At 43.2% G+C, this 26055-nt stretch carries 18 protein-coding genes; 12 read left to right on the forward strand and 6 right to left on the reverse strand.

What is annotated here, in order from left to right:
* Positions 1 to 64: 64 nt before the first annotated feature.
* Positions 65 to 721, forward strand: a complete 657-nt coding sequence (locus G610_RS0105345; RefSeq protein ID WP_026523960.1) for a hypothetical protein — start codon at positions 65 to 67, stop codon at positions 719 to 721.
* 154 nt (positions 722 to 875) lie between these two features.
* On the opposite strand, the gene G610_RS0105350 is transcribed toward G610_RS0105345, so the two are convergent.
* On the reverse strand, positions 876 to 3308 hold the full coding sequence (locus G610_RS0105350) for a GH36-type glycosyl hydrolase domain-containing protein (RefSeq protein WP_026523961.1): 2433 nt from the start codon (positions 3306 to 3308) through the stop codon (positions 876 to 878).
* 329 nt (positions 3309 to 3637) lie between these two features.
* On the opposite strand from G610_RS0105350, the gene G610_RS0105355 reads away from it, so the two are divergent.
* The 5 genes from G610_RS0105355 to pap all read left to right on the forward strand — a co-directional run bounded on the left by G610_RS0105355 (position 3638) and on the right by pap (position 9982).
* Complete coding sequence (locus tag G610_RS0105355; RefSeq protein WP_026523962.1) at positions 3638 to 4663, forward strand: LacI family DNA-binding transcriptional regulator; 1026 nt, start codon at positions 3638 to 3640, stop codon at positions 4661 to 4663.
* Between the two features lie 22 nt (positions 4664 to 4685).
* Positions 4686 to 5591, forward strand: coding sequence for an ABC transporter permease (locus tag G610_RS0105360; protein ID WP_026523963.1), 906 nt, complete (start codon positions 4686 to 4688; stop codon positions 5589 to 5591).
* A gap of 25 nt (positions 5592 to 5616) precedes the next feature.
* Complete coding sequence (locus tag G610_RS0105365) at positions 5617 to 6540, forward strand: carbohydrate ABC transporter permease (RefSeq protein WP_026523964.1); 924 nt, start codon at positions 5617 to 5619, stop codon at positions 6538 to 6540.
* A gap of 68 nt (positions 6541 to 6608) precedes the next feature.
* Positions 6609 to 8222, forward strand: coding sequence for an ABC transporter substrate-binding protein (locus G610_RS0105370; protein WP_026523965.1), 1614 nt, complete (start codon positions 6609 to 6611; stop codon positions 8220 to 8222).
* A 275-nt stretch (positions 8223 to 8497) separates the two neighbouring features.
* On the forward strand, positions 8498 to 9982 hold the full coding sequence (gene pap / locus G610_RS0105375; protein ID WP_026523966.1) for a polyphosphate:AMP phosphotransferase: 1485 nt from the start codon (positions 8498 to 8500) through the stop codon (positions 9980 to 9982).
* Positions 9983 to 10135: 153 nt separating this feature from the next.
* On the opposite strand, the gene G610_RS0105380 is transcribed toward pap, so the two are convergent.
* From G610_RS0105380 to G610_RS0105395, 4 genes are all read right to left on the reverse strand, one after another.
* Positions 10136 to 11962: a sugar ABC transporter substrate-binding protein gene (locus G610_RS0105380; RefSeq protein WP_026523967.1), complete on the reverse strand. Its 1827-nt coding sequence runs from the start codon at positions 11960 to 11962 to the stop codon at positions 10136 to 10138.
* Between the two features lie 217 nt (positions 11963 to 12179).
* Complete coding sequence (locus tag G610_RS0105385) at positions 12180 to 13103, reverse strand: carbohydrate ABC transporter permease (protein WP_026523968.1); 924 nt, start codon at positions 13101 to 13103, stop codon at positions 12180 to 12182.
* 13 nt (positions 13104 to 13116) lie between these two features.
* Entirely contained in the window at positions 13117 to 14025 is a 909-nt protein-coding gene (locus tag G610_RS0105390; RefSeq protein ID WP_026523969.1) for an ABC transporter permease subunit, read from the reverse strand.
* A gap of 16 nt (positions 14026 to 14041) precedes the next feature.
* Entirely contained in the window at positions 14042 to 15091 is a 1050-nt protein-coding gene (locus G610_RS0105395; RefSeq protein WP_026523970.1) for a LacI family DNA-binding transcriptional regulator, read from the reverse strand.
* Between the two features lie 258 nt (positions 15092 to 15349).
* Here G610_RS0105395 and G610_RS0105400 point away from each other — a divergent pair, with 258 nt between their 5' ends.
* From G610_RS0105400 to G610_RS21995, 4 genes are all read left to right on the forward strand, one after another.
* Positions 15350 to 17350: a right-handed parallel beta-helix repeat-containing protein gene (locus G610_RS0105400; RefSeq protein WP_026523971.1), complete on the forward strand. Its 2001-nt coding sequence runs from the start codon at positions 15350 to 15352 to the stop codon at positions 17348 to 17350.
* Between the two features lie 145 nt (positions 17351 to 17495).
* Positions 17496 to 19844: a DUF3160 domain-containing protein gene (locus G610_RS19835; RefSeq protein ID WP_051197676.1), complete on the forward strand. Its 2349-nt coding sequence runs from the start codon at positions 17496 to 17498 to the stop codon at positions 19842 to 19844.
* Positions 19845 to 19846: 2 nt separating this feature from the next.
* Entirely contained in the window at positions 19847 to 21268 is a 1422-nt protein-coding gene (locus G610_RS21990; protein ID WP_051197677.1) for a CapA family protein, read from the forward strand.
* A 193-nt stretch (positions 21269 to 21461) separates the two neighbouring features.
* Positions 21462 to 23291 (forward strand): sensor domain-containing diguanylate cyclase, encoded by a 1830-nt coding sequence (locus tag G610_RS21995; RefSeq protein ID WP_081667251.1) that lies wholly within the window; start codon positions 21462 to 21464, stop codon positions 23289 to 23291.
* A gap of 1 nt (position 23292) precedes the next feature.
* On the opposite strand, the gene G610_RS0105420 is transcribed toward G610_RS21995, so the two are convergent.
* Positions 23293 to 24159: an AraC family transcriptional regulator gene (locus G610_RS0105420; RefSeq protein ID WP_026495606.1), complete on the reverse strand. Its 867-nt coding sequence runs from the start codon at positions 24157 to 24159 to the stop codon at positions 23293 to 23295.
* 316 nt (positions 24160 to 24475) lie between these two features.
* Here G610_RS0105420 and G610_RS0105425 point away from each other — a divergent pair, with 316 nt between their 5' ends.
* Together G610_RS0105425 and G610_RS0105430 are read left to right on the forward strand one after the other, a co-directional pair.
* Positions 24476 to 25456 carry a glycoside hydrolase family 43 protein gene (locus G610_RS0105425; RefSeq protein WP_035797011.1) on the forward strand — a complete coding sequence of 327 codons (981 nt, stop codon included), beginning with the start codon at positions 24476 to 24478 and terminating at the stop codon, positions 25454 to 25456.
* 150 nt (positions 25457 to 25606) lie between these two features.
* On the forward strand, positions 25607 to 25999 hold the full coding sequence (locus G610_RS0105430) for a pyridoxamine 5'-phosphate oxidase family protein (protein ID WP_026523973.1): 393 nt from the start codon (positions 25607 to 25609) through the stop codon (positions 25997 to 25999).
* Positions 26000 to 26055 lie beyond the last annotated feature (56 nt).

Raw genomic sequence — 26055 nt, forward strand, 5'->3', positions numbered from 1 at the left:
ATGTGTGGTATGCTTTTTCTGTACCCTTTAAGCAGATTATCTGATGTTTATAGAGGTGAAAAATATGGATTCAGAAAAGCCGGCATGGATCCTCAAAGAGAAGATTTTTTCTGAGGATCACATGTTTACACGTCTTATGGGAAATGCTATTGAAGAGAACCTCACAGAGACCTATGAGGCACTCTATTATGCCAGGGACAGGCATGCAGGACAGTCCCGTAAAACGAGTCCTTTTACCCAGGAACATATCCCATATATCACCCATCCTCTTATGATGGCGTGTCATGCCCATGCTATGGGTATCAAAAACGATCAGGTTCTGGCTACGGTTCTTTTGCACGATGTATGCGAAGATTGTGGTGTAAAACCTGAAAATCTGCCCTTTTCCGAGCCTGTAAGGCACTCTGTGGCACTTCTTACCAAACCCGAGAATTACAGCGGTACTGACGCCGAAAAGAAGCGTTATTACGTCGGTATTTCTTCTGATAGTACGGCGTCCATAGTTAAAGCTCTCGACAGATGTAACAACGTGAGCCTGATGTCACTGGCGTTTTCAAGAGAAAAGATAATTTCTTATGTTGAAGAAACCGAAGAATATGTGTATCCATTACTTGAGCACATTAAGTATGGTGACAAGATCTACAACGACGCTGTTTTTCTGATAAAATACCAGTTAAAAAGCACCATGGAGACTATAAAGGCGTTTATTATAAACGGATAAAGTAAAAATACACACGGAAAAAATAAGAATCCCCGCTGGCATGGGCTTGCCTGCGGGGATTACTTAATAGAAGGAATTGAAAAAGAAAGTATTTAGCAATTATTTCACAACCGATCGTAAAATCGGATGTAAACGTAAGTTATTGGGGCTTTGTTTAGCCCATGATTGCTTCAACGGTGTACTCTTTTACGGAAGGATCGTAAGGAATTACTGTTCCGTTTATCTCGTTGCCGTTGACAATCAGCTTCTGGATGCCCTTCTGAGCGCCATTTGTCTTAACGCTGATATTGTAAGTAGCACCTCTGTATTTTCTTACAAGTTCGAAGTCACCGAATCCTGCAGGTACACAAGGATCAACTGATAATCCCTTGTGTGTAGGATAAATTCCCAGGATATACTGAGAAATATTAACAAATGTCCAGGCAGCTGTACCTGTAAGCCAGCTGTTCTTGCCCTGTCCGAAGAATTTAGCATCTTTTCCGGCTACCATCTGTGAGTAAACATAAGGCTCTGTGCAGTGAATATCACTGATCTCCTCAACGTAAGCAGGGCAGGTCTTCTTATAAATCTCGAAAGCTCTGTCACCGTGTCCAAGTACTGTCTCAGCAATTGAAACCCAAGGATTGTTATGGCAGAAGATGCCTGCATTCTCCTTGTATCCCGGAGGATATGAGCTAACTTCACCGAGCTCAAGGTGATACTCTGTATATGCCGGCTGAAGGATCATTACACCGTATTTGGTATCAAGACGCTCTTTTACGCTCTTAAGAGCCTTCTCTGCGAGACCTTCCTTAACACCGATACCTGCAAGAACGCAGAAGCCCTGAGGCTCAATGTAGATCTGACCTTCCTTGCACTCATGTGAACCAACTTTATTAGAATGTGCATCATATGCACGAACGAACCATTCGCCGTCCCAACCTGCTGTGCAAACAGCGTCATACATCTTCTTAACTTCAGCGCGGGCACGCTCTGCTTCTGCAGAATCGCCCTTAAGCTCACAGAGCTGAGCATATTCTTCACCGTATTTTACAAACATACCTGCGATAAATACTGACTCAGCAACGGGGCCTTCACTGGGACCAAAGGTCTGGAAGGATTCACCGGGATGAGCTGAGAAGCAGTTAAGGTTCAGGCAGTCATTCCAGTCTGCACGACCGATAAGAGGAAGATCGTGAGGACCCTTGTGATTTACGATGTAGTCGAAACTTCTCTTTAAGTGGTTCATAAGAGGAGTAGCAACGCTCATATCGTTATCAAAAGGAACTGTCTCATCGAGAATGGACATATCGCCTGTCTCTCTGATATATGCGCTTGTACCTGCGATCAGCCACAGCGGATCATCATTGAATCCGGAACCGATGTCGGAGTTACCCTTCTTGGTAAGGGGCTGATACTGGTGGTATGCGCTACCATCCTGGAACTGAGTAGAAGCAATATCAATGATACGCTCTCTTGCTCTGTCAGGAATGAGATGTACGAATCCAAGCAGATCCTGGCAGGAATCTCTAAAGCCCATTCCTCGGCCGATTCCTGACTCATAATAAGAAGCAGAACGTGACATGTTGAAGGTAACCATGCACTGATACTGATTCCAGATATTTACCATGCGATCAACCTTCTCATTGGAAGACTTGACATGATATATAGAAAGAAGGTTATCCCAATAAGCAGAAAGCTCAGCAAAAGCCTTGTCTACATCAGCATCTGACTGATATCTTGCAAGCATCTCGTTTGCAGGCTTCTTGTTGATGATGCCGTGGGACTCCCACTTCTGATCCTCAGGATTCTCTACATATCCAAGGATAAAGTTGAAGGTCTTTGTCTCGCCGGGAGCGAGAGTAATATCAATCTGATGAGCTGCGATGGGAGACCATCCGCTTGCTACAGAATTGGTAAGTTTTCCTGCGAAAACAGCGTCCGGATGATCCGGTCCGTTGTATGCACCAAGGAACGCGTCACGGCTTGTATCGACAGCATCTACATTAGTATTAACAGAATATATAGCGTAGTGATTACGTCTCTCGCGATACTCGGTCTTATGGAAAATAGTAGAATCAACAATCTCAACTTCACCGGTACTTAAGTTACGCTGGAAGTTCTTCATGTCGTCATCTGCGTTCCAGAGACACCATTCAACGTAAGAAAACATCTGTAATTTTTTCTCAGAAGAGCTGTTGTTAGTGAGTTCTACGTGTGAAATCTCGCATGTATCGCTCATAGGAACGAATGTAAGAACAGAAGCCTTAACATCGTTCTTAACGGATGTGAATTTACTATATCCTATACCGTGACGGCACTCATAGGAATCAAGCTCAGTCTTTACAGGCTGCCAGCCGGGATTCCAAACGGTCTCACCATCCTTAATATAGAAATATTTACCATTATTGTCATAAGGTACATTGTTGTAGCGGTATCTTGTAAGTCTTAAGAGCTTAGCATCCTTATAAAAGGAATATCCGCCACAGGTGTTAGAAACAAGCGAAAAGAAATCCTTGTTGCCAAGGTAATTGATCCAGGGCAAAGGAGTCTTGGGCGTTGTTATAACATACTCGCGATTTTTATCATCGAAAAAACCGTACTGCATTCTGCGTTCCTCCCAATATTAGCGTGATAATCTTAAACGATTAAGTCATTAGATAAAACTGATTATAAGGGGTAACCTCGCTTTTTTCAAGAAAAATATTATTCGCGCTATCACTGAGTTTTAAGGAAACGTTTTCGTAAAACCTCAGTAAAATTAACGTTTTTAAGTAGATTTATGAAAATTACTAAAATTTTCGTGGCAAAAATTGTAAAAATAATACAAAAAATGACAAAATGCACAATAATTTTAAAAAATGTACTTGATTTCGTGAAAAATGTGATATATATTTAAGCCACGAAAACGTTTTAGTAGTTTCGAGGGGAGTATTTATGGCACGTAGAATTTCACTTAAAGACATTGCAACAGCTTGTAATGTGTCGGTGGCTACGGTTTCCAAGGCCCTCAATGATCAGGATGATATTGGTGAGAAGACCAAAAAACACATCCGCGAAACTGCTGCAGAGATGGGATATTTTCCGAATTTCGCAGCGAAAGCTCTTAAGACAAACAGAACCTACAATATAGGAGTACTGTTCGTCGATGAAGCGCAAAGCGGACTTACACACGATTACTTTTCGAGCGTATTGGACAGTTTTAAGAGAACTGTTGAGGCTGGTGGATACGATGTGACGTTTATAAGTGGTGGCGTGATGGCCAACCGAAATATGTCATATTTAGAGCATGCTCGATATAGAAATTTCGATGGTGTGATGATAGCCTGCGTAGATTTCATGGATCCGCAGGTAGGGGAACTTGCCAGAAGCGCAATTCCGCTGGTGACGATCGATTACGTGTTCAATGATCGTTCGGCTATCATTTCTGATAATGTACAGGGAATAAGTGATCTGCTTACATATGTATATAAGCAGGGTCACAGAAAAATAGCATATATTCACGGAGCTGATTCGTCAGTAACCCAGGCCAGATTGAAGAGCTTTTACAAGACGGCTATGGAGCTGGGGCTTGAGATTCCCGAGGAATATATACTGGAAGCCGATTATCGAGACACAGTTGGCGCATTTAACGCAACAAACAAATTATTGGAGCTTAAAGATAGGCCCACATGTATCTTATATCCTGATGATTTTGCCGCATTTGGTGGAGTTAATGCTATAAGAGGCAAAGGACTCCGAGTTCCGGATGACATTTCGATTGCCGGATACGACGGAATTGAGATTGCTATGAGATACAGTCCGCAGCTGACTACCATAGTCCAGGACACAGAGAGTCTTGGAAGAAAAGCTGCAGAGAAATTGATCGATTCTATTGAAAATCCGATGACAACCTTCAGTGAACAGGTTGTTGTGAGCGGTAAGCTTAATGAAGGTGAATCAGTAGGAGAGATCAGAGAGTAACCATAAAGGTGGGAGGTTAGATATGAAAGGTTTTTGGGAAAACACATGGAAACACAGAGCACATGTCGTTATGGCATTGCCGGTATTCCTGATTTTGTTCTTTATTATGTATGTGCCTATGGCAGGTCTTGTCATGGCGTTTAAGAATTTCAATTACGCAGACGGAATATGGAAGAGTCCCTGGAATGGTTTGGAGAACTTCAAATTCCTGATAGCGTCTAAGGCAACATTCATTTCCATAACAAGAAATACAATTCTGTATTACCTGTTGTTTACAGTTATAGGAACACTTCTTAACGTAACACTTGCTATCATGATTGACAGACTTGTGTTCAAGAAGATGGCTAAGACAATGCAGACACTGATGATCATTCCTGTTTTCATTTCATATGCAGCAGTTCAGTTCATCGTATATGCATTCATCAGTTCAGACACAGGTATCATTAACCACATGTTCGGTACTTCAACAAGATTTTACTCAAGCGCAGGACTCTGGCCTTGGATACTTCTTGTAGTAAAAATCTGGAAGGATACAGGTTACGGTTCAGTTCTTTATATGTCAGTTCTTGCAGGAATTGATTCAGAGCTTTATGAAGCTGCTGATATCGACGGTGCAAACGGATGGCAGAAGATATGGCACATCACCATTCCTTCACTTATACCTATGATCACAGTAATGCTTCTTCTTTCAGTAGGAACAGTAATGCACTCTGACACAGGTCTTTTCTATCAGGTAACACGTAACAGCGGAACGCTTTACAGCACAACGCAGGTTATTGACTCATATGTACTTAATGCTATTTTCAAGAATTCAAACTTTGGATTCGTTGCAGCTACATCTTTCTTCCAGTCAGTTGTTGGACTTTTACTTATGCTTGTAGCTAACTTTTCCGTTCGTAAGATCGCACCGGAAAATGCATTGTTCTGATTAGAGATTTGGGAGGAAAAGAGAAATGGCAAAAAATAATAAGGACTTAGAGCCTTCTAAAAAAGAAAAAGTAACAGTTGCACAGATTATATTGGCAATAATACTTCTTGCTTACACAGTGTTTGCGTTTTTACCTGTAGAGCTTACATTTGTGGCAGCGTTCACAGATGAAAAGAGTATCACACAGAACGGTTTCAGATTCTGGCCTCTTCAGTGGTCTCTGGCAGGTATGGGAACAGTTCTTCGTTATGGTCAGCAGCTTGCAAGATCATACGGCATAACAATTCTCGTAACAGTAGCAGGTACATTCCTTGGACTTTTATTTATGAGTATGTTCGCATATTCAATCAGCCGTAAGGAATTCAGACTTGCCAAGTTTTTATCGGTATTCCTGCTTATCCCCATGCTTTTCAATGGTGGTACGCTTTCAGGATACATCATTTTTACAAGTTACTATCATTTGAAGGATAGCCTCTGGCTTCTGATTTTGCCTCTGTGCGTATCCACAATGAACGTAATCATTTTAAGAACTTACATTGTAAACAGCATTCCCGGAGAGCTTATGGAAGCTGCTAAGATCGACGGAGCAGGTGAGTACAGAACCTTCTTCCAGATCACACTTCCTCTTCTTAAGCCTTCACTTGCAGCCGTTGGTTTCATGATGGCTACAGCATACTGGAATGACTGGCAGAACGCACTGCTTTACATCGATTCTGATGCTAAGAAGCCTTTGCAGCTACTTCTTATCAACATTCAGAAGAGTATTGAGTTCCTTCTTAATAACTCTAACGTTCCTGCATCCGCAAGAGCAGCTATGGGAGGAACAATACCGCAGTACTCAGCAACAATGGCAACAGTTCTCGTAGTTATTGGACCTATCATGGTAGTATATCCGTTCTTCCAGAAATACTTCATTAAAGGATTGACGGTAGGTTCTGTTAAAGGATGATATTCTAGCCCGCTACATAGTGTTTCGGGATGAATATAAATAATTTTAGCCTAAAAGGGGGGCAAAAAATGAAGAAAAAAGTTATTTCAACACTCATGGCAACAGCTATGGTAACATCATTACTTGCAGGATGTTCTTCATCTTCAAGTACACCTGATGCAGGTACAACAGAAGCTCCTGCAGCAGAGTCAACAGAAACTGCTACAGAAGAGACAGCAGAAACTGCTACAGAAGAGACAACAGAAGCTGCTGGGGACACAGCTGAGGCTGAGACTCCTGTAGAGGAGAAGGCTGCTGATGGCGCAACAACAATTAACGTTTACAGATGTACATTCAACCTTGCAAATCCTGATTCAGAGCAGGTTCAGAAGGTTGAGGATGCTATCAACGCATACATCGCAGGCAAGATTCCGGTACAGATCAAACTTACAGACGTAGGTTCTGGTGAGTACACAGACAAGGCGAACCTTGCACTTGCTAACAACGAGATCAACCTTCTTTGGACAGCTTCATGGGAAGGCACAATCGGAACAAACGATCTTGTTCCTGCAAACGCTGTATATGATCTTTCAGACATCCTTCCCGGAACAGACCTTTACAATTCAATGGATGAAGGTCAGTGGGAAGCAGCTAAGTATGATGGAAAAATGTATTTCGTACCTGTATACAAGGATAACGTAGAAGGTTACGACTTCATGTTCCGTCAGGATCTTATCGATCAGCACAATTGGGATATCAGTTCTGTAAAAGAGCTTAAGGACCTCGAGCCCATGCTCGCAGATGCTAAGGCTGATGGCCTCAAGTATCCTTTCCTTACTCAGAAGACAGCAATGTTCTACAGATGGTACATCGATAACTTCGATTTCTTCACAGCTGATTCTGCTACAAACTTCGTAGCTGTAGACAGAAAGACTGATGAAGTAGTAGACACAATTCTTACTCCTGAGTATAAAGAGTTCTGCACACTTATGGGTGAGTGGGCTGATAAGGGCTACATCTCAGAAGATGACTACACAAAGGTTACAACAGATACAACAACTCAGACACAGGATTGGGCTGTTTCATGGTGGACAGATATCCCGGTTAACGACGAAGCAGATGCTCGTTATGGCCAGGATGTAACAATGCAGCCTGCTACAAACAGATGGGCACATTCAACATCAGCTCTTGGTTCATGCTACTGCGTAACAGCTAATTCAACACCTGAGCAGGCTAAGGCTTGTGTAGACTTCCTTGGTCTCCTTTACACAGATTCAACACTTGCTGATATGTACACATTTGGTATCGAGGGTGAGGACTTCACATACGATGCTAACCACCAGGTTACACAGACATCTGAGAAGTACAACCACTCAATGTGGGAGTCTGCTAGTGCTACAATCGTAACACCTCTTGACAACGAGCCTGCAAACAAGGCTGAGCTTTACAAGGACTTCAACGGTGGTGCTAACACATCTAGCGCAGCTGGATTCCGTTTTGACAAGAGCCCTGTAGAGAGCCAGTATGCAGCATGTGCTAACGTATCCGGTGAGTACGGATTCAACCTTGAGAACGGTGGCGTTCCTGCAGCTGATGTAGAATCTACAATCGAAGCTTATCAGGCAGCTCTTGACGAAGCAGGTTACCAGGACGTTCTTGCTGAGTTCCAGAAGCAGTATGACGAGTGGAAGGCTTCCAAGTAATTTGGAAAATTTCTCTAATAACTAAAACAACCGGGAAAGGCTTCGGCGAAATTAGTCGCCGGAGCTTTTTCCTTTTTATGGCAATTTTCAGCCTCGTCCAAATTCTTTGTTGTGACGAGGCTGTTTTATACATTTTTTCTAAAAATATAATTTTCGGGTAATACCTATAATAGACGAATTTAGGTATGATTATATTAGTGAAATTGCGTATATTTTTATGGATTAAGTCATATCTATTGTGAGTTGGGACATGCCGGTTGAAAGGAGTCTATGCCATGCTTAAAGATTTCGTTAAAACAGATATACCTGAGGAAGAGGAGCTTACAGCTAAGCTTAAGGAGGAAAGGGCCAGATTATCGGCTTTTCAGATGAAAATAAAGGAGGCGGGACTTCCCGTAATGGTGCTGTTTGAGGGCTGGAATGCAGCGGGAAAAGGCGCTATTATCGGAAAAGTCATAAGGAACATAGATCCAAGGTTTTTCCGTGTGGCAACCATGGACAGAGAGCCCAGCGAAGAGGAAAAGCGTTATCCTTTCCTTTATCGCTTTATTAAGGAAATCCCGGAGGCAGGAAAATTCAGGTTTTTCGACACCTGCTGGATGGAAGAGGTGGTTGATGGCGTATTGGATGGCAAATTGACCGAGGAAGTCTATCAGAAGAGAGTCCATTCCATTAACGTAATCGAGAGGCAGCTTTGCGATAACGGATACCTGGTGGTTAAGCTGTTTTTCCATATATCCAAAAAAGAGCAGAAAAAGCGTCACGATGCCTTGAGAGATAACAAGAATACCAGCTGGCGTGTTCAGGAGGATGACCTTCTTCAGAATAAACAATATGACAAGTGCATGGATGTTTTCGACAGATATTTAAGTGATACGAACCAGTCCAGGGCACCCTGGTACATCATTGATGCCACCGATAAAAAGTGGGCTGAGCTGCAGGTTTTGCAATTCCTGAATCAGGGGATTGATACGGCTCTTAAGAATCACGCCATGAATGTGCCGATCTTACAGAATACTTTTCCTATGCATAAGCTTCCGAAGCTTTCGGAGATATCGCTCACGGATAAGGTTATGTCGGATGAAGAGTATGATATAGAGCTTAAGGCACTTCAGAAGGAGCTCAAAGAATTAAATAACAAGGTTTATCGAAAGAAAATCCCTGTAATTATCGCATACGAGGGATGGGATGCCGCAGGAAAAGGCGGAAATATCAAGCGAATCACAGCGGCCCTTGATCCAAGAGACTATGTTGTTGAGCCTATAGCAAGTCCTGAGCCCCATGAAAAGGCCAGGCATTATCTGTGGCGCTTCTGGACAAGACTTCCAAAGACCGGCCATATAACCATATTTGACCGTACCTGGTATGGAAGAGTAATGGTTGAGAGGTTAGAGGGGTTCTGCTCTGAAAACGACTGGCAAAGGGCATATAACGAGATTAACGAGTTTGAGAAAGAACTCAGTGACTGGGGCGCCGTTATCATCAAATTCTGGGTACAGATTGATAACGGAACACAGCTTGAGCGATTCACAGACAGGCAGAATACCCCTGAAAAGCAGTGGAAGATTACCGATGAAGACTGGAGAAATCGTGAAAAATGGGATCTCTATGAGACGGCCATTGACGAGATGATTGCCAAAACCAGTACTGAGTTTGCACCGTGGCATATTTTGGAATCTGTTGATAAGAAGTATGCCAGAGTAAAAGCACTGAAAATCGTCATTAAAGAGCTTAAGAAGGCTCTTGATGAGAAAAAGTAGGGTATTTGTCCGATAATATACTAAAAGCGCTTAAAACGCGAAATAGGAGATTTTTTTACATAGAAAATCCGGAGACAGATTTGATTCTGCTCCGGATTTTCGTTATTTACGCCTTACGACGATTATTTAGCTTTTCTGAAGGATCAGTTCAGATTACTGAGCTGCCTTTCTAGCCTCGATCATAGGCTGATACTTATCTGTATCAAATGCAGTAAGATCTGCCCATCCAAGACCTTCGAGCTGTGTTACCATGTCATCCCACTGAGCATCGAAGTCAGCGTCGTCAGCTGCGAATACCATTCTCCAGGAAGAATCCTTGATGAGGTCGCCGCACTGCTTACGGATAAGGCTGATATCTGTTGTATCGATTGCAAGAGCTTTGTTGATGCTGGGAACAACTGTCATCATGCCGTTCTTGTTGAGGTACTCAACGTCGTCAGCTGCACCAAACTTCTCAGACCACTCCTTGGTTGTCTTTGTCTGGTTCATCTCGATTGTTGTTGACCACATATCAGAAGCATAAGGCTCGCCTGTTTCAGGGTTAATATCACAAGAAGCTACAATCCACTGGTTGATCTGGTTGTTACCATCATTCCAGTTGCCGCCGCCGAGTTCATCGGGAACGATAACTTCTGCTGAGAATCTGTTAAGACCATCTTCTGTAAGTGTGTACTTGCCGTTTTCAACTGTGTATGTAAGGCCTTCTGTACCAGCGTGCTGAATCTGAACACCCTCGGGTGAAGCATACCAGTCAAGGAACTCCATAAGTCTTGCAAAGTTCTCGTCGCTAACCTGAGAACCAACTGCAAGAACACGACCGTCGCCGTAGTAAGTATCAGATGCCTGATAAAGGTTTGTATCAGCAACAGGAATTTCTACGTAGTTTGTGCCTTCCTCGCCTCTTGCAGGGCTGTTCCAGAAACCATACTGCCAGCTATACCAGTAGAGGTATACTCTCTTGTCCTGCATCTTGGAAACGATTGCGTTCCAGTCCTGAGTAGCAGAATCGGGATCTACAAGACCCATCTGATTTGCCTGATAGAGGAACTTAAGCATCTTGTAGTAAGCACCGTCCTTCTCTGTAAGAGGAGCGATGGAGTTGTCTGTTCCGATAAGTACGGAACCATTAACTTCCTGGCCATACCACTTTGTAAGCTGAGCTACGTTCTCCATGTACTGGCTATCCCAGTCTTTCCAAAGGCTGATAGCGTAAGCCGGATCACCATTGTCGTTTGTAGGATGAGCATCCTGGATTGACTTTAAGCAAGCAAGAAGGTCATCGAGGTTCTGAAGGTCAGGAGCACCAACTTCGTTGTACATATCCCATCCCATACGAGGGTATGAGTATACGTGAAGCTGCTTGTACTCTGTAGGACCATTGTTGTTCATTTCAAGCGGAATAGCATAGATCTTAGATCCGTCACCCATCATGGAGTTGAATTCTTTGATCTGCTTTTCATATTTCATGAGGTTAGGATACTGTGAGATAACATCTGTGAGGTCATGGATAAGTCCTGACTCTACACATTCCTGCATATCTGCATTGTCGAGGATGATGAGATCTCCAAGTGCGCCTGCTGCGCAGCGTGTCTGGTAAAGAGCAGCGCCATCACCTGCAACCTGAGGTGCGATGATGTTGAGTTCCATGTTGAACTTGTCCTTAACGATTTTGCCGTACCATCCGGGCTGAATACCCTGGAAGTTAGCAGCTACATTGTAGAAATCAACGGTGTAAGTCTCGTCGTGGCTTGCTGCGGGAGCCTCGCCAGCGTCTGAAGCCTCTGCTGTGTCAGTAGCTTCTGTTGTTTCTGTTGCGTCAGATGATGTTTCTTCTGCGGGAGCCTCTGTCTGGGCTGCCTCAGTAGATCCGCCGTCAGTGGTTTCAGGGGCTGATCCGCCTGTACTTCCGCCACAACCGGCAAGCATGCTCACTGTCATCAGTGTAGTGAGTGCCAATGATGTAACTTTTTTCAGTTTCATTTTCATTCCTCCTTTTTGGATTTGAAGTTCTATATTCACCCCCTTAAGGGGGTATTTACGTGAGTTTTTCACAAGGAAGTTCCGCTCTCGTTACGAGATTTATAAGGAAGTTCCGCTCTCGCTTTCGCTGAGCTTTTCACAAGGAAGTTCTGCTCTCGGGCAAGCCCTCGCCAGAACACGTTCGGGCTAAGCTCGTGTAATACCTCGCTAAGCCCTCTCAGCCTTTTACCGCACCAATCATAATTCCCTTTACGAAGTATTTCTGGAAGATCGGGTAAACGAGCATAATCGGTAAAACGACAATAACTGTGATGGTCATTCGAACACTCGTAGTGGTCTGTGTTGTAGCTGCAGCGGCTGCAAGAGACGCTGTGCTTGATGTACTCTGTGCCAGAGATGCCAGAGAGCTCGCCTGGTTCAGATACTGATAAAGCACGAACTGAAGAGGATAGAGCTTGGTGTCTGTCATAAGGAGTAGTGTATCCTGGAATGCATTCCACTGGCTGACTGCAGAGAAAATAGCTACTGTAGCCATGATGGGCTTGATTACAGGGATAATTACACGGAAGAATACAGTAAGTACACCTGCGCCGTCCATCTCGGCTGCTTCCTGGAGCTCCTTCGGAACGGATTCTACGAAGGTTTTGGTAAGTATCAGGTTAAAGGGTGATACTATCGCAGGAAGTATATATCCCCAGAAATTATTTGTGAGGTGCATGGTCTTCATAACCAGGTACCAGGGAATGATTCCGGCGTTGAAATACATTGTTGCAACAACCAGCCTGTACCAGAACTTACGAGCCCACATTTTTTCCTGTGTAAACATGAAGCCCAGGAAAGCGGATGCGAAAACCGTAAGGGCAGTTCCAAGAACAGTTCTCATAAGAGAGATCTTGAATGCCTGAGGAAGGCCTTCAATCCTGAATGCAGAGATGTAATTGTGAAAATGTATATTCTGCGGAAGGAAGAGAATATCACCTCTGGCACTTATGTCATTAGCACTGATTGTATTGATCATTATGTAGTAGAACGGGTACAGGCATAGAAAAGCAGCTATTGTAAAGATGATATAGCACACAATCTCTACGGCTCTGTCACCGGCACTTACATGCATTTTGTGTTTTGTTTTTACCTGACTCATAGCTCTCCTCCAATTACAAAATACTTTCGCCGCGAATTACCTTGGATGCTTTGTTAACGATGAACAGAAGCACAAGGCTTACCAGACTCTTAAGCATACTGATTGCAACTGAAACTGAGTAACCACCGCTACCCATAGCCATGTTGTAAACATACAGGTCAAGAACCTGGATATAATCTTTGTTAAATGCGTTCTGGAATACGTAGTACTGCTCCATACCATTATTAAGGAAGTTCGCTACGTTAAGTACCAGAAGTACAAAGTAGGTAGGAAGAAGGCTTGGAATTGTGATGTGCCAGATGATCTGCATTCTGGTGGCACCATCAACTCTTGCAGCCTGGATCATTTCGTCATCGATACTGGAAATAGCAGCGATATACATGATAGCTGCCCATCCCAGGTTCTTCCATGTAAGCCATAACCACTGTGTAAACCAAACATGGGTTGAAGCCTGCAGGAAAAGAATAGGTGTATCGATTAACCCAACCTTCATAAGCAGGGAGTTAAGCATTCCGGTGCTGTTGAAGAGTGAAAATGCTATTGAATAAACCATAACCCAGCTCACGAAATTCGGAAGGGTTGTAACAGTCTGAACAAATTTACGGAATTTAACTCCGTGAATTTCATTGAGAAATACTGCGAATAACATAGGAAGCCAGCTGGTTCCGAGGGTAAGTCCGCTCATAGCAAATGTATTTTTAAGAACCTGAATGAGCTGTTTGATCTTTACGTCACTGCTTACCAGGGATGCGAACCATTTGCCTCCGACAAAAGCGCAATCGGCAAGGTCCTTCGGTGGCTTATAATCGTAGAATGCATACATCCATCCATAAAGCGGGTAGTAACAGAAGAGAAGTACCAGCACTATGAATGGAACTACCAGAAGAAAAAGTTTGAATGAATACAACTTCTTTTTAGACACGGGACACCTCCAAATTTCATCGTTTAGATACAGATTTCCTGAAAATCATTGAACAGGGAACGCTTATTACCTGAGGTTCATCAGGTATATTTTCAGTTGGATCTTCCTGCTCAAGCATATCAATGAGAAGATCAGCGGATATTCGCCCTATTTCTGTAAGCGGCAAAGCGGTTGTTGTGAGGGGCGGATAGAAATATTCCGAGATGCTCTCATTATCAAAACCTGCAACTGCGATATCTTCACCAATCTTAAGCCCGCATTCCATCAGATAATCATAGATGCCACCGGACATCTTATCTGAAATTCCGAAAAATGCGGTTACGCCCTGAGGTAAAAGGGCTTTTGCACCTTCATAACCGGATTCACGACTCCAGTCTCCGTAGTATACAAGGTTCGGATCAAACAAAAGACCATTCTCGAACAGTGCTCTCTGATACCCCAGAAGTCTTTGACCTGTATGGATGTTCTCTGAACGTCCACCCACAAAACCGATCCTCTTGTGTCCATTTTTAATCAGATGGGTAACTACTTCACATGCGCTCTTTTCATCCGCAATCACAACAGATGGTATTGATGGAGAATTGGAAAATGCATAGCACATGACTGCCGGCATAGCAAAATCATCGTTGAAGCAATTGATGATCCTTGTGTGTCCTGCGAGATATATTACGCCATCGACACGGGCTGATAAAACATCCTGAAGAACCGGATCCAGTACTGAGTGATAGGCTTTATCCTGGTTGTACCAGGTGTCTGACCATCTGTCATAGAGACGAAGGTTATGTACAAAAACATGGTAGTCACGTTTTTCACATTGGGCCATTATGCTTTCGATAATGGCGGGACATGTAAATTGTGCTATGTCTTCTGCAACAATTGAGATTACTTTTGTACGTTTTGCACGAAGACCTTGTGCCATGTAGTTTGGTTTATAACCTGTTTCCTTGATAACCGTTAGAATTCGATTTTTGGTTTCTTCGCTTGTTTTCGCCTTTCCATTTATTACATTTGACACTGTAGTCGCTGAAACATTGCATATTTCTGCGATTTCTTTAAGAGTAACCATTTTAGCTCCTAATTTATGGACTATACGTCAAACTTGCCAATGTATTAAGTAAATCGATAAACTATATGTTGAATTTTATAACCGAGAGGTTTACGTGTCAACAACAATTATTGACAATTTGTATAAAAATATTGCTATATACTTTATTTTATTGTGCAAATGGCATTGACATTGAGGTTGACCAATCGTAACATGAAATAGATTAGTAAAACGATTCACAGCTAACTTTGTTTAAACCTAAGAAAGAGAGGAATTGTCATGATTTATTACGTTGATGCCAATGCTTTCCGTGATGGTGACGGAAGTGAAAACAGACCCTTCAGATATATAAATGACGCTGCCAGAGTGGCAGTAGCCGGGGACGAGGTAATCGTTAAGCCCGGTATATACAGGGAGCGAGTTGTTCCTAAGAATGCGGGTACCGCAGATAAGAGGATTGTATATCGCTCAGAAGAGCCCCTTGGAGCAGTTATTACAGGTGCAGAGCTTGTAACCGGTTGGACTAAGGTTAAGGGCAATGTATGGAAGGTTACTGTTAAGAACAGTATGTTTGGCGATTATAACCCTTACACCACAAGAGTTTACGGTGACTGGTATTTCTCTCCCGAGATTAGACATACAGGTGCGGTATTCCTCAATGACCATATGATGTATGAGACCACATCCCTGGCTGAATGTCAGAAGGGAAAAGCTGATCCTTTAGCTTGGAACAAGGATGATGCTATGTACCTTTGGTACACCGAGCAGGATGGAGAAACAACTGTTATTTATGGAAATTTCCAGAAGCTTGATCCTAATAAGGAAAAGGTTGAGATTACAGTAAGAAGAAACTGCTTCATGCCTGACGAAAATTACAGAGATTATATTACTGTAAGCGGCTTTAATATCAACAAGGCTGCTACAACCTGGGCGCCTCCGGCAGCTTATCAGGACGGAATGATCGGCCCCCACTGGAGTAAGGGCTGGATCATCGAGGACTGTGAGATCTGGGGTAGCAAGTGCTGCGGTATTTCTCTAGGAAAATACTGTGACCCTGAGAATGATATGTATTTCACAGTTAAAAAGGTAAAGAGCCCTACACAGATGGAAAGAGATGCCGTATGCCGCGGTCAGTACCACGGATGGCTCAAAGAAAAGGTAGGTCATCATTTGATCCGTCGCTGCCATGTGCATCACTGTGAGCAGACCGGTATCGTAGGCAGAATGGGCGGTGTTTTCTCAACAATTGAGGACTGCGAGATTCATGATGTATGTACATCTCAGCAGCTTGGCGGCGCTGAGACAGCAGGAATCAAGCTTCATGCAGCTATAGACGTAACGATCAGAAGAAACCATATCCATCACAGCATCATGGGTGTATGGCTTGACTGGCAGGCTCAGGGAGCAAGAGTTACCCAGAACTTCATGCATGACAATACAAGACCCGAAGGTGTTGAACAGGCTAGAGGCGCTATGTTCAATACCGACGTATTTATAGAAGTAGGCCATGGTCCCACACTTATCGACAACAATATCCTGCTTTCACCAGTGGCTATCACAATTCCCAGTGAGGGCATAGCTGTAATCCACAACCTGATTCTTGGTGGCTTCAGCCTTATCAATTCAGGTGTAGACAGCATTATAAACGGACAAAGAGAGCCCAGATACACACCTTACCATATTCGTCACCGCACAGAGGTTGCAGGCTTTATGACCATTCTTCACGGTGATGACAGGATTTACAACAACATTTTCCTGCAGCAGCACAAGATCAATGATAAAAAGAAGACTGCCGCAGATGCCGACTACATGGTTGTGGGTACAGCTCCCTTCGATATTTTCCCCACTTATGAGGAATGGAGTGCTCAGTTCGAGTCAGATAAGGATCCCGATATGGGCGCGCTTGCAACTGCACACTTTGGACACCTTCCTGTATGGGTATCTGGAAATGCATATTTTGGCGGAGCTACGGTTTACAAGCATGAAAAAGAAAAGCTCGTAGACAAGAAATCCAAGGTCTCAGTGAAGGTTAAGGAAAAGGATGGAAGCTGGTACATCCAGAGTGACCTCTTTGGAAAGCTCGGTGATTTCACAGATGGAATCATTACAACGGATACCCTGGGAACAGCCTTTGAGCCTGAGCAGAGATTCGAGAATACGGATGGAACGCCAATTACCTTTGATAAGGACTACTTTGGCGGACACAGAAGTAACGCACCGATTCCCGGACCTTTTGCTGAATTTAAGGGAAAAGAGCTGCTTGTTTGGAAAATGGCATAAGATTTTTGTATATGAAGTAGCGTAATAAAAAATACAAAATAACATAAATAAAGAGGTTTCGATATCTATGCGAAACCTCTTTATTTATTGTATAATGTTTATCGGGCAAATTTCTTTTTGTGGATAAAAGAGAGGGGGACTTAAGATGAAACGAAAGGTTCTGTCGTTGATTCTCGTCATTTCTATGACCATATCTGGTTGCGCATTAGGTGGTAATGGCAACGATTCTAGCTCTTCAGGCAATCTTATCAAAAAAGCGACCGAAAAAGTCAATCAGGCAAATTCTGCGGAGGAATCAGCTTCCGGTGAGACGACTCCTGAAGTAACTGACGAAATACCGGAGAACAAAACTGAAAATACCGATAATATCGAGGTTGACCAGGATAGTACCAATGAGGCTTCGAGCCAGGCTGACAGCGGCTTTAAGGCGACTAAAGTATCTTTGCTTGGTGATACAGAAGAGAAATATTACGATGAAAACATTGTTCCTTCCGTACCTGCATATAAGGTTGCGGAGGACTTCTCCAATGTTGAGTACGCCGATAAATTCTCGTATTTCTTTGATCCGGCTGAGGATACAAGCTATAACCATGTGAATGAATTGCGTGAAGCTCTTATAAAGAATTCCTTTGCTGTGAGGCGTGATGGCGGAGACGAGTTCTTTGATATCTACGAATCCAATCGCTATATGATGTTTCCGAACTTTATAACGGTTGATTCACTGATGCATACCTATCATCTGTATTTTGCGCATCTGATGAAAACCACGGAGAAATCCTATCTGTCAGAAAGGCTTGAGATCCTTACGACCACAATGCTTGATCTGACATCAGCGCAGTATGATGAGCTTAAGGGTACAGATTTTGAGGCGGCTGCGTTCGATAATCTGGTTTTCTTTAATGTAGGTGCAAAGCTTCTTGAACTGCCGGGAGCAGACAAGGTAAGCGATTCTACAGTGATCAGTACATCAGACGATGAATATCAGAAGATTAAGGCTGCAAAATCCGCCGATCTTTGCAGTATTACCGGAGTTATGGAGGATTATACCCAGTATAAACCAAGGGGTTATTACGAAGGTGACGCCACACTTGAGAAGTACTTTAGATGTATGATGTGGTATGGACGCATTCCATTCATCCTTGGCAGTGAAGAGAGTGTTGGAAGTGCGCTGCTTATGACCAGTGCCATAGAGCAGGATCTTTCAGATTGGGACAGCATCTACACTATAACCAGTTTCTTTGCAGGAGCCTCCGATGATGTGGGATACCCGGAATTCGAGACTATGGTAAAGGATTCTTATGGAAAAATACCTGAAACTGCAGAAATCGCCTCAAACAGCGATGCCTTCAGTAAGCTTGTAGAAGCTTCTAAAACAGTGGAACCGCCAAAGATCAACTCAGTCCCCGTAGGAGAAGATGAGGAGAATGTGATACCATCCTTCAGATTCATGGGACAGAGATTTACAATTGACGCAGCGATTATGCAGCAGCTGGTTTACAGGGCTGTTGAGGAGGATTCCAAGGGCAATCGGCGTATGCTTCCCGACACTCTTGATGTGGCTGCAACCCTTGGCTCAAAGGAGGCTTATTCCATACTTGAGGAGCAGGGTGACACCGACTACAAGAATTATACCGACAATATGACATTTCTTAACGGATATTTTAATAATTCCGATCCAGCCCTTTGGAATGCTAGTTTGTACTCCGGATGGCTGAATACATTACGCCCGTTATTTGAAGAAAAGGGCGAGGGATACCCTTCATACATGCAGAGTGAAGAGTGGCAGAAAAAGGATCTGGAAACCTTCGCAGGATCCTATGCGGAGCTTAAGCATGACACCATCCTCTATGCTAAACAGATTATGGCAGAAATGGGCGGCGGCGAAGATGAAGAGATAATCGACGACAGAGGTTACGTAGATCCTGAGCCTGAGATATACAGCAGATTTGCTTTTCTGTCCCAAAAGACCAAGGATGGCCTTGATGATCTTGGAATGATCAGTGAAAGCGACAAGGCAGAACTTGATAAGCTCACTGAGATTTCCATGAATCTCCTTAAAATATCTGAAAAGGAGCTCCAAAACGAGACACTTACAGATGAAGAGTATGAGCTCATCAGATGCTACGGCGGAGATATCGAGCATTTCTGGTACGAGGCAAATAAAGATGACGTTGAGGATCTTTGCTATGCTTACCAGGCACCCTGTCCTGTTATTGCAGATATAGCAACCGATCCAAACGGCAGTGTGCTTGAGGTTGGAAGCGGACAGGTAGATCTTATTTATGTTGTTTTCCCTATTGATGGCAAGCTTCATGTGGGAAGAGGAAGTGTGTATAGCTTCTATCAGTTCACAACAGGTATGGATAACCGAATGACTGATTCTGAGTGGAGAGACATACTCAGAGGCGGACATTATGACGAAGACTGGAACTGGATCCCGGATGAGAATAAGCCGGAACAGCCCGCATGGACTCAGAGCTATCGAATTGACTGATTATGAAAAAAAGAGCCGTAATAATTAAAAAATCAGTATGGCTGCTGCTTTTATTAGTGGCAGCCATTTGCTGCATATACGCCTCTAAAAGCCCATATTTCAGGGTTAAGTGGCAGGATAAGTCCTTTACATCAAAACAGGGCTTATTTCTTGAGCTTAAAGCGAAAAGAGTCACTTTAAAAGCTTCTGATGGCAGCCCGATTTGGCACAGTGAGAAAAAGCTCCGGGTTCAGGATGCTTTTATTGAGGATGTGGATAGAAACGGTGATGAAGAGCTGGTTTTGCTTGTCTGGAAAAGAGGAAAGTACGGCAAACACAGACCATTCTGGGTAAAAAGCGACGAGATATGGTTGTCCCAGCATATTTTTATCTATGACATTACGGAAGATGGTATAAAACAGAAGTGGTTTGCCTCAGACATAGGCCGCATAGTCACAAGGATGAAGGTAGTAAGCGAAGAAAATGCCTTTTTCCTGGTGGAGGATGAGAGCGGTGACAATACCCTGTGGAGGTGGAGTTCATTTGGGTTAAAGAACTTTGATAACGGGGTTAAGTTCGTAGCTTTTGGGGACAATTTAATCCACAAGGATGTCTATGAATATGCTTATCAGCGGCAGAAGGGGAATTTTGACTTTCTTTACGAGCCCTTTATAGGCGAGATTCAAGGCGCTGACATAGCTGCGATTCAGGCGGAAACAGTTCTTGTAGATAAGGATCAGGCTGTAAGCGGCTATCCTGCCTTCGGATCCCCCATAGCAGTGGGAGAAGCCATAAAAAACGCGGGTTTTGACGTAGCTGCCTGTGCCAATAACCACTGTCTGGACAAAGGAATGTATGGTATAGATGTAAGCACAGATTTTTACAGGGAAAACGGCATAACCTGTGTGGGGATCCAGGGAACATCTGATACTGAGTACAGACCTTATGAAATCATCAGTAAAAATGGCATAAAATTTGCTCTTTTCGCCTATACATACGGAACAAACGGCAACGAAGCTCCGGCAAAATATCCGGCGGCGGTACATTACCTCCCAAAAACTACCGAAGAAGAGACCCGGTTTGTGGAAGAGATAAGAAAGGCCCGGGAAGATACGGATTTTACAGTTGTTTTCGTGCATTTTGGAGAGGAATACAATACAGAAGTCACAGAAGACCAAAAGCATGTGACAGAGCTTCTGGCTGAGGCCGGGGCTGATGTGGTAATCGGTGCTCATCCTCATGTGGTTCAGGAGATGAAGATGATGGATAGACCTGACGGCGGACAAATGCTTGTGTATTATTCGCTGGGGAATTTCAGGTCGGCTAAAATGAAGGACAGAAATGCGGATATCGGCGGAGAAGCGGTCTTTACTGTGTGGCACACATTCGACGGTGTAGGCCTTAAAGACTATGAAATGAAGGAGATAAATACTTTTTACAAATAGTTGATGTCATGACATCAATACAACAAAGCAACATGATGTGCGCCGGGAGAAACCAATTACCTCCTGGCGCACTATTTTATTAATTTTAAATTTATAGGTTGTTAATGGAATTTGAGCTTTTTGCTGTTTAAAATTATTTTATGTAGCTGTGCAATGAGAGTCTTTTTGTAGTCATACAGCGCAGGGAACGCCTATGCATAGATCCAAGCAAAAGTTATATCTTCGCAGGATTGGCATTTTTTTACTGATAATGGCAATCACAGCGGGGGTCATGATTGGCATATTCTATAAACTATATGATGCATCTAAGCAGAGCATCATTGGTTCATGGCGCAATAAAACAAAAGAAATCGCGCAGGAATTCAGTTATTACATAAAAATGCCCATGGATGCTGTTTCATTTTCAGCCATCAAGGTCAATGAGATGCTTAAGGACAATGTTCCGGAAAATGAAGTTGGGCGCTATCTGATAGACGAAACCCAGGTTTATTCAACCATAATCAGCGATAATACCACCGGTATTTACGGATATTACAGAGGAACCTATCTCGATGGAAGCGGATGGACACCGCCGGAGGATTATGAACCAACCAGCAGGCCCTGGTACATTGATGCGGTCAAGGGCGATGGTGAAATTGTCACGGTTAAGCCATATAAGAATTTGCAGACATTTACTATGATGATGTCTGTTTCACAGCTTCTTGATGATGGCGAGAGCGTGGTTTCTATGGATATTTTCATAGATGGCGTCCAGAAAATGATAGAGGATATCTCTGAAGACAAGCATATACAGGAAGCCTTTGTTATCGACAAAAACGGATTTATTGTGGCCCATACAGATAGTAATAAGATAGCGGTTCACCTCAGTTATGACGGCAATGAAACGGATAGAGAGCTCTATGAGATTCTTAAAAAAGAGGATCGCAATTATGTTGAGTTTTCGTCTTCCGACGGAAGTAACATCGTTTTCATCGAGGATGTGAACGGTGTATGGAAAACCGTGGTGGTTTTGGATAAAAGAGATACGTTTTCATCTCTTAAATCCATCTACGTTATGTCGGGAGCAGTCCTTTTTGCCATTGCCATGACGCTGATCCTTTTGTTTATGTATCTGAATGAGAAGCACAGGGAAAATGTGGAGCTTAGCAGGGAAGTTGAGGCTATAGCTGATATTTATATGATCGTCCTAAAGATCGATCTGGTGCGGGATACGGTAAAGACTCTGCGTTTTAATAAAGGCGATGCCAGAAGTTTTCAGAGCAGTTTCAAGAACTACAGGCATAGTGCGCTTAAAATGGCTGATCAGATAGCATCAGGTCAGTTTAAGGCGCTTTTGGAACGGTTTATGGACCCCAATACGCTGGAAAAACGTCTGGAGGGAATTAATTCAATCTCCCAGGAATTTATAGATTATAACAACAGATGGATGCGCATCAGATTTATTGTTGTAGGCAGAGACGAAAAGGGATCACTGCAACAGGTCATTCTGGCCTTTGAGTCCATTGATGAGGACAAAAAGAGGCAGGAAGCCTTCAAAAAGCTGTCTGAAACAGACAGAATGACAGGAATAAGAAACCGCGGAAGCGGAGAATCCATGATAAAGAGCAGGCTTGCAGAAGGAAAAAGCGGCATGTTCTGTGTAATGGATGCGGACAATTTTAAAGCTATTAATGATAATTATGGTCACAAGGTTGGAGATAAGGTGATCATTGAGATAGCAAAGTGCATGCAGTCTGCCTTCAGAGATTCTGATGTGGTATTCAGACTTGGAGGCGATGAATTTGCTGCCTTTGCAGATGGCGTAGAAAATGAGAGCGTAGGACGTCTGGTAATAGGACGTTTCTTTGAAGCAATTAACAATATGAGTATCCCGGAACTTGGGGATAGAAAAGTCAGCATCAGTGTCGGTGCCGCTTTCTATCCTTCGTCCAACGTGGATACATTTGACCTGTTATATATGCGCGCAGATGAAGGCGCATACGAAAGCAAGAGATATGAAGGAAACTTCATATCCTTTAAATAGCCTATCTTGAAGTCCAGTACATGTTTCTGAACTCGGTAGGTGTGCAGTTTTTGATGATCTTAAACATTCTGATAAATGAGGACAGAGACGGGAAACCGCAGTTAAGGGCTACGTCGGTAATGGAGTTCCTTGGATCTATCAGGTATGTTTCTGCCTTGGCTATACGTTTCTGATTGACATATTTGTAGAAAGAAACGTTGGTAAACTGCTTAAATCTGCGGGAGAAATAAAACTTACTGAATCCGCTTTTTCCGGCAATCTCATCAAGGCTTAAATCTTCGGAGCAGTGCTCCTGAATATAATCACAGATTTCAATAAATCTCTCGAAATACTCGTCTCTGCGGACATGCTCCACAGGGTCATCTTCGACGCTTCTCTTTACGAAATTCTTGCCGATGCAGGATAGGAATTCAAGAAGCTTACAATATATGTCCACCTCTGAAAAAGAGGCATTTTCTTTGTAAATCTCGGTGATTTCCAGCAAAAGGGAACGCACTTTATTATAAATCTGAGGATAATCTTCAGGGGTAACCACTATATAAGGGGACATGATGCTGATAAGCGTCTCAACCTCGTGCATAAATCTCAGCTCAGTGGTATCGGGCTGGAAAATAATACGCTGACCTTCCTCCGGTGCCTTAATAGAGTGAATACAGCCTGGGCAGATTATGATGATATCACCCTCGCGAAGGCTTACGTTCTCCCCTGCGCAGTTTAAGTCATAGCAGCTGCGAATGGGCATAATAATCTCAATTGCAGCGTGCCAGTGCGGGGGATAATCCTCATACTCATCATTGTCATAGAGCTTAAGAGATGTGCTCTGCTTATAATTGACGGTTTCAACCAGTCCATTTAATGTTTCGATCATATTTAATACCTCTTATGCGCCTGTTTATCCATGTTTATGGCGCAATAACTCTTAAAACTCCCTGCGGATTCCCCCTCCAAAAAGCGCAAGAATTATTAATTGATATGTACTATTTTATTACAAAAAGATGCTCTATCAACAATGAAAAATTGCTGTTTAATGATTAATAATTGCTATTTATTGCCACTATTTCGATATTTTGCCCAAAAATCCGAGCAATAATTAGTAGCTAATTAACAAGCATTGAAAAGATTAAGATTTTAAGCTGTGTTATTTTGTTATTACCAAAGAATTGATTCATTTTAAGGAGACAAATATGAGCAAAGAAAGAGAGCCCTTAGTTACACATATTTTCACAGCTGACCCTTCAGCTCATTATTTTAATGGCAAGATCTATGTGTATCCTTCACATGACGTTCCGCATAACGGCGAGGATAATGACAACGGTGATGAATATCAGATGGAGGATTATCACATTCTCTCCATGGATGAGATTGGAGGAGAGGTTACAGATCACGGCGTAGCCCTCAGCATGCATGATGTGCCCTGGGTCAGAGACCAGATGTGGGCTCCTGATGCAGTTTGCAAGGATGGAAAATACTATCTGTTTTTCCCTGCAAGAGATAAGGAAGGCAACTTCAGACTGGGAGTTGCTGTAAGCGACAAGCCGGAAGGCCCCTTCACACCTGAGGAGAACTGCATCGAGGGAAGCTTTAGTATCGATCCCTGCTCATTTATGGATGATGACGGCAAGGTTTATGTATATTTTGGCGGACTTTGGGGAGGACAGCTTGAGAAGTACAGAACAGGCAAGTTCAATCCTGAGGGAACAGAGCCTGAGAAAAATGAACCCGCTGTGTGCCCTAAATGCGCACTTATGAGCGATGATCTTAAGTCATTTGCAGAAACGCCAGTAGATATCCAGATTCTTGACGAGGACGGCAATCCGCTCCTTGCAGGAGATGAGGGCCGCAGATATTTCGAGGGCCCATGGATGCACAAGTATAACGGCAAGTACTATTTCTCATATTCTACAGGAACAACCCATTATATCTGCTATGCAGTCGGCGATAAGCCCTATGGTCCTTTTACCTATAAGGGACGCATAATGGAGCCTGTTATCGGTTGGACAACTCATCACTCAGTAGTTGAGGTTGAGGGAAAATGGTACCTCTTCTACCATGACTGTGAGCTGTCAGGCGGTATCAACCACAGAAGATGTGTGAAATATACTGAGCTTCACTACAATGAGGATGGCACTATTCAGACAATCCATCCCTATGACCACAAGAATTGAAGAACTTAGGGAGAGATAGTCACTTCAATTTGTGGTCATAGCACACCTATTTAGGTAAAACCTATAAGATACTTCCTTGTTAATAACTTCTTCGAAGCGTATAATTACGTTATGCACAATTTAATTCATGCAAAAGAGGAGGTATTGGGGATGCAGGAAGTATATGAATTCTTAAAAAAGTGCGGAACTTACTATTTGGCAACGGTTGATGGGGATCAGCCCAGGGTTCGTCCTTTCGGAACCGTTGATATTTTCGAGGATAAGCTTTATATCCAGACCGGTAAGGCTAAGGATGTTTCCAAGCAGATTCAGAAGAATCCCAAGGTTGAGATCTGCGGATTCGCAGAGGGACAGTGGGTAAGAGTTGCAGGCGAGCTTGTTCGCGATGACAGAGTAGAAGCTAAAAAGCACATGCTTGACGCTTATCCGTCACTTCAGGGCATGTATTCAGCAGAGGATGACAATACAGAGGTTCTGTATTTCAAGAATGCTGTTGCAACCTTCGCATCATTTGGCGGAGAGCCCAAAGTAGTTAAATTTTAATAAAGTTTCTAAAGAATCGGCGCAGGTTTACGTAAACCTGCGCCGTTTTTTTAGGT

The organism is Butyrivibrio sp. MB2005 (genome assembly GCF_000424285.1).
GTDB lineage: Bacteria > Bacillota > Clostridia > Lachnospirales > Lachnospiraceae > Butyrivibrio.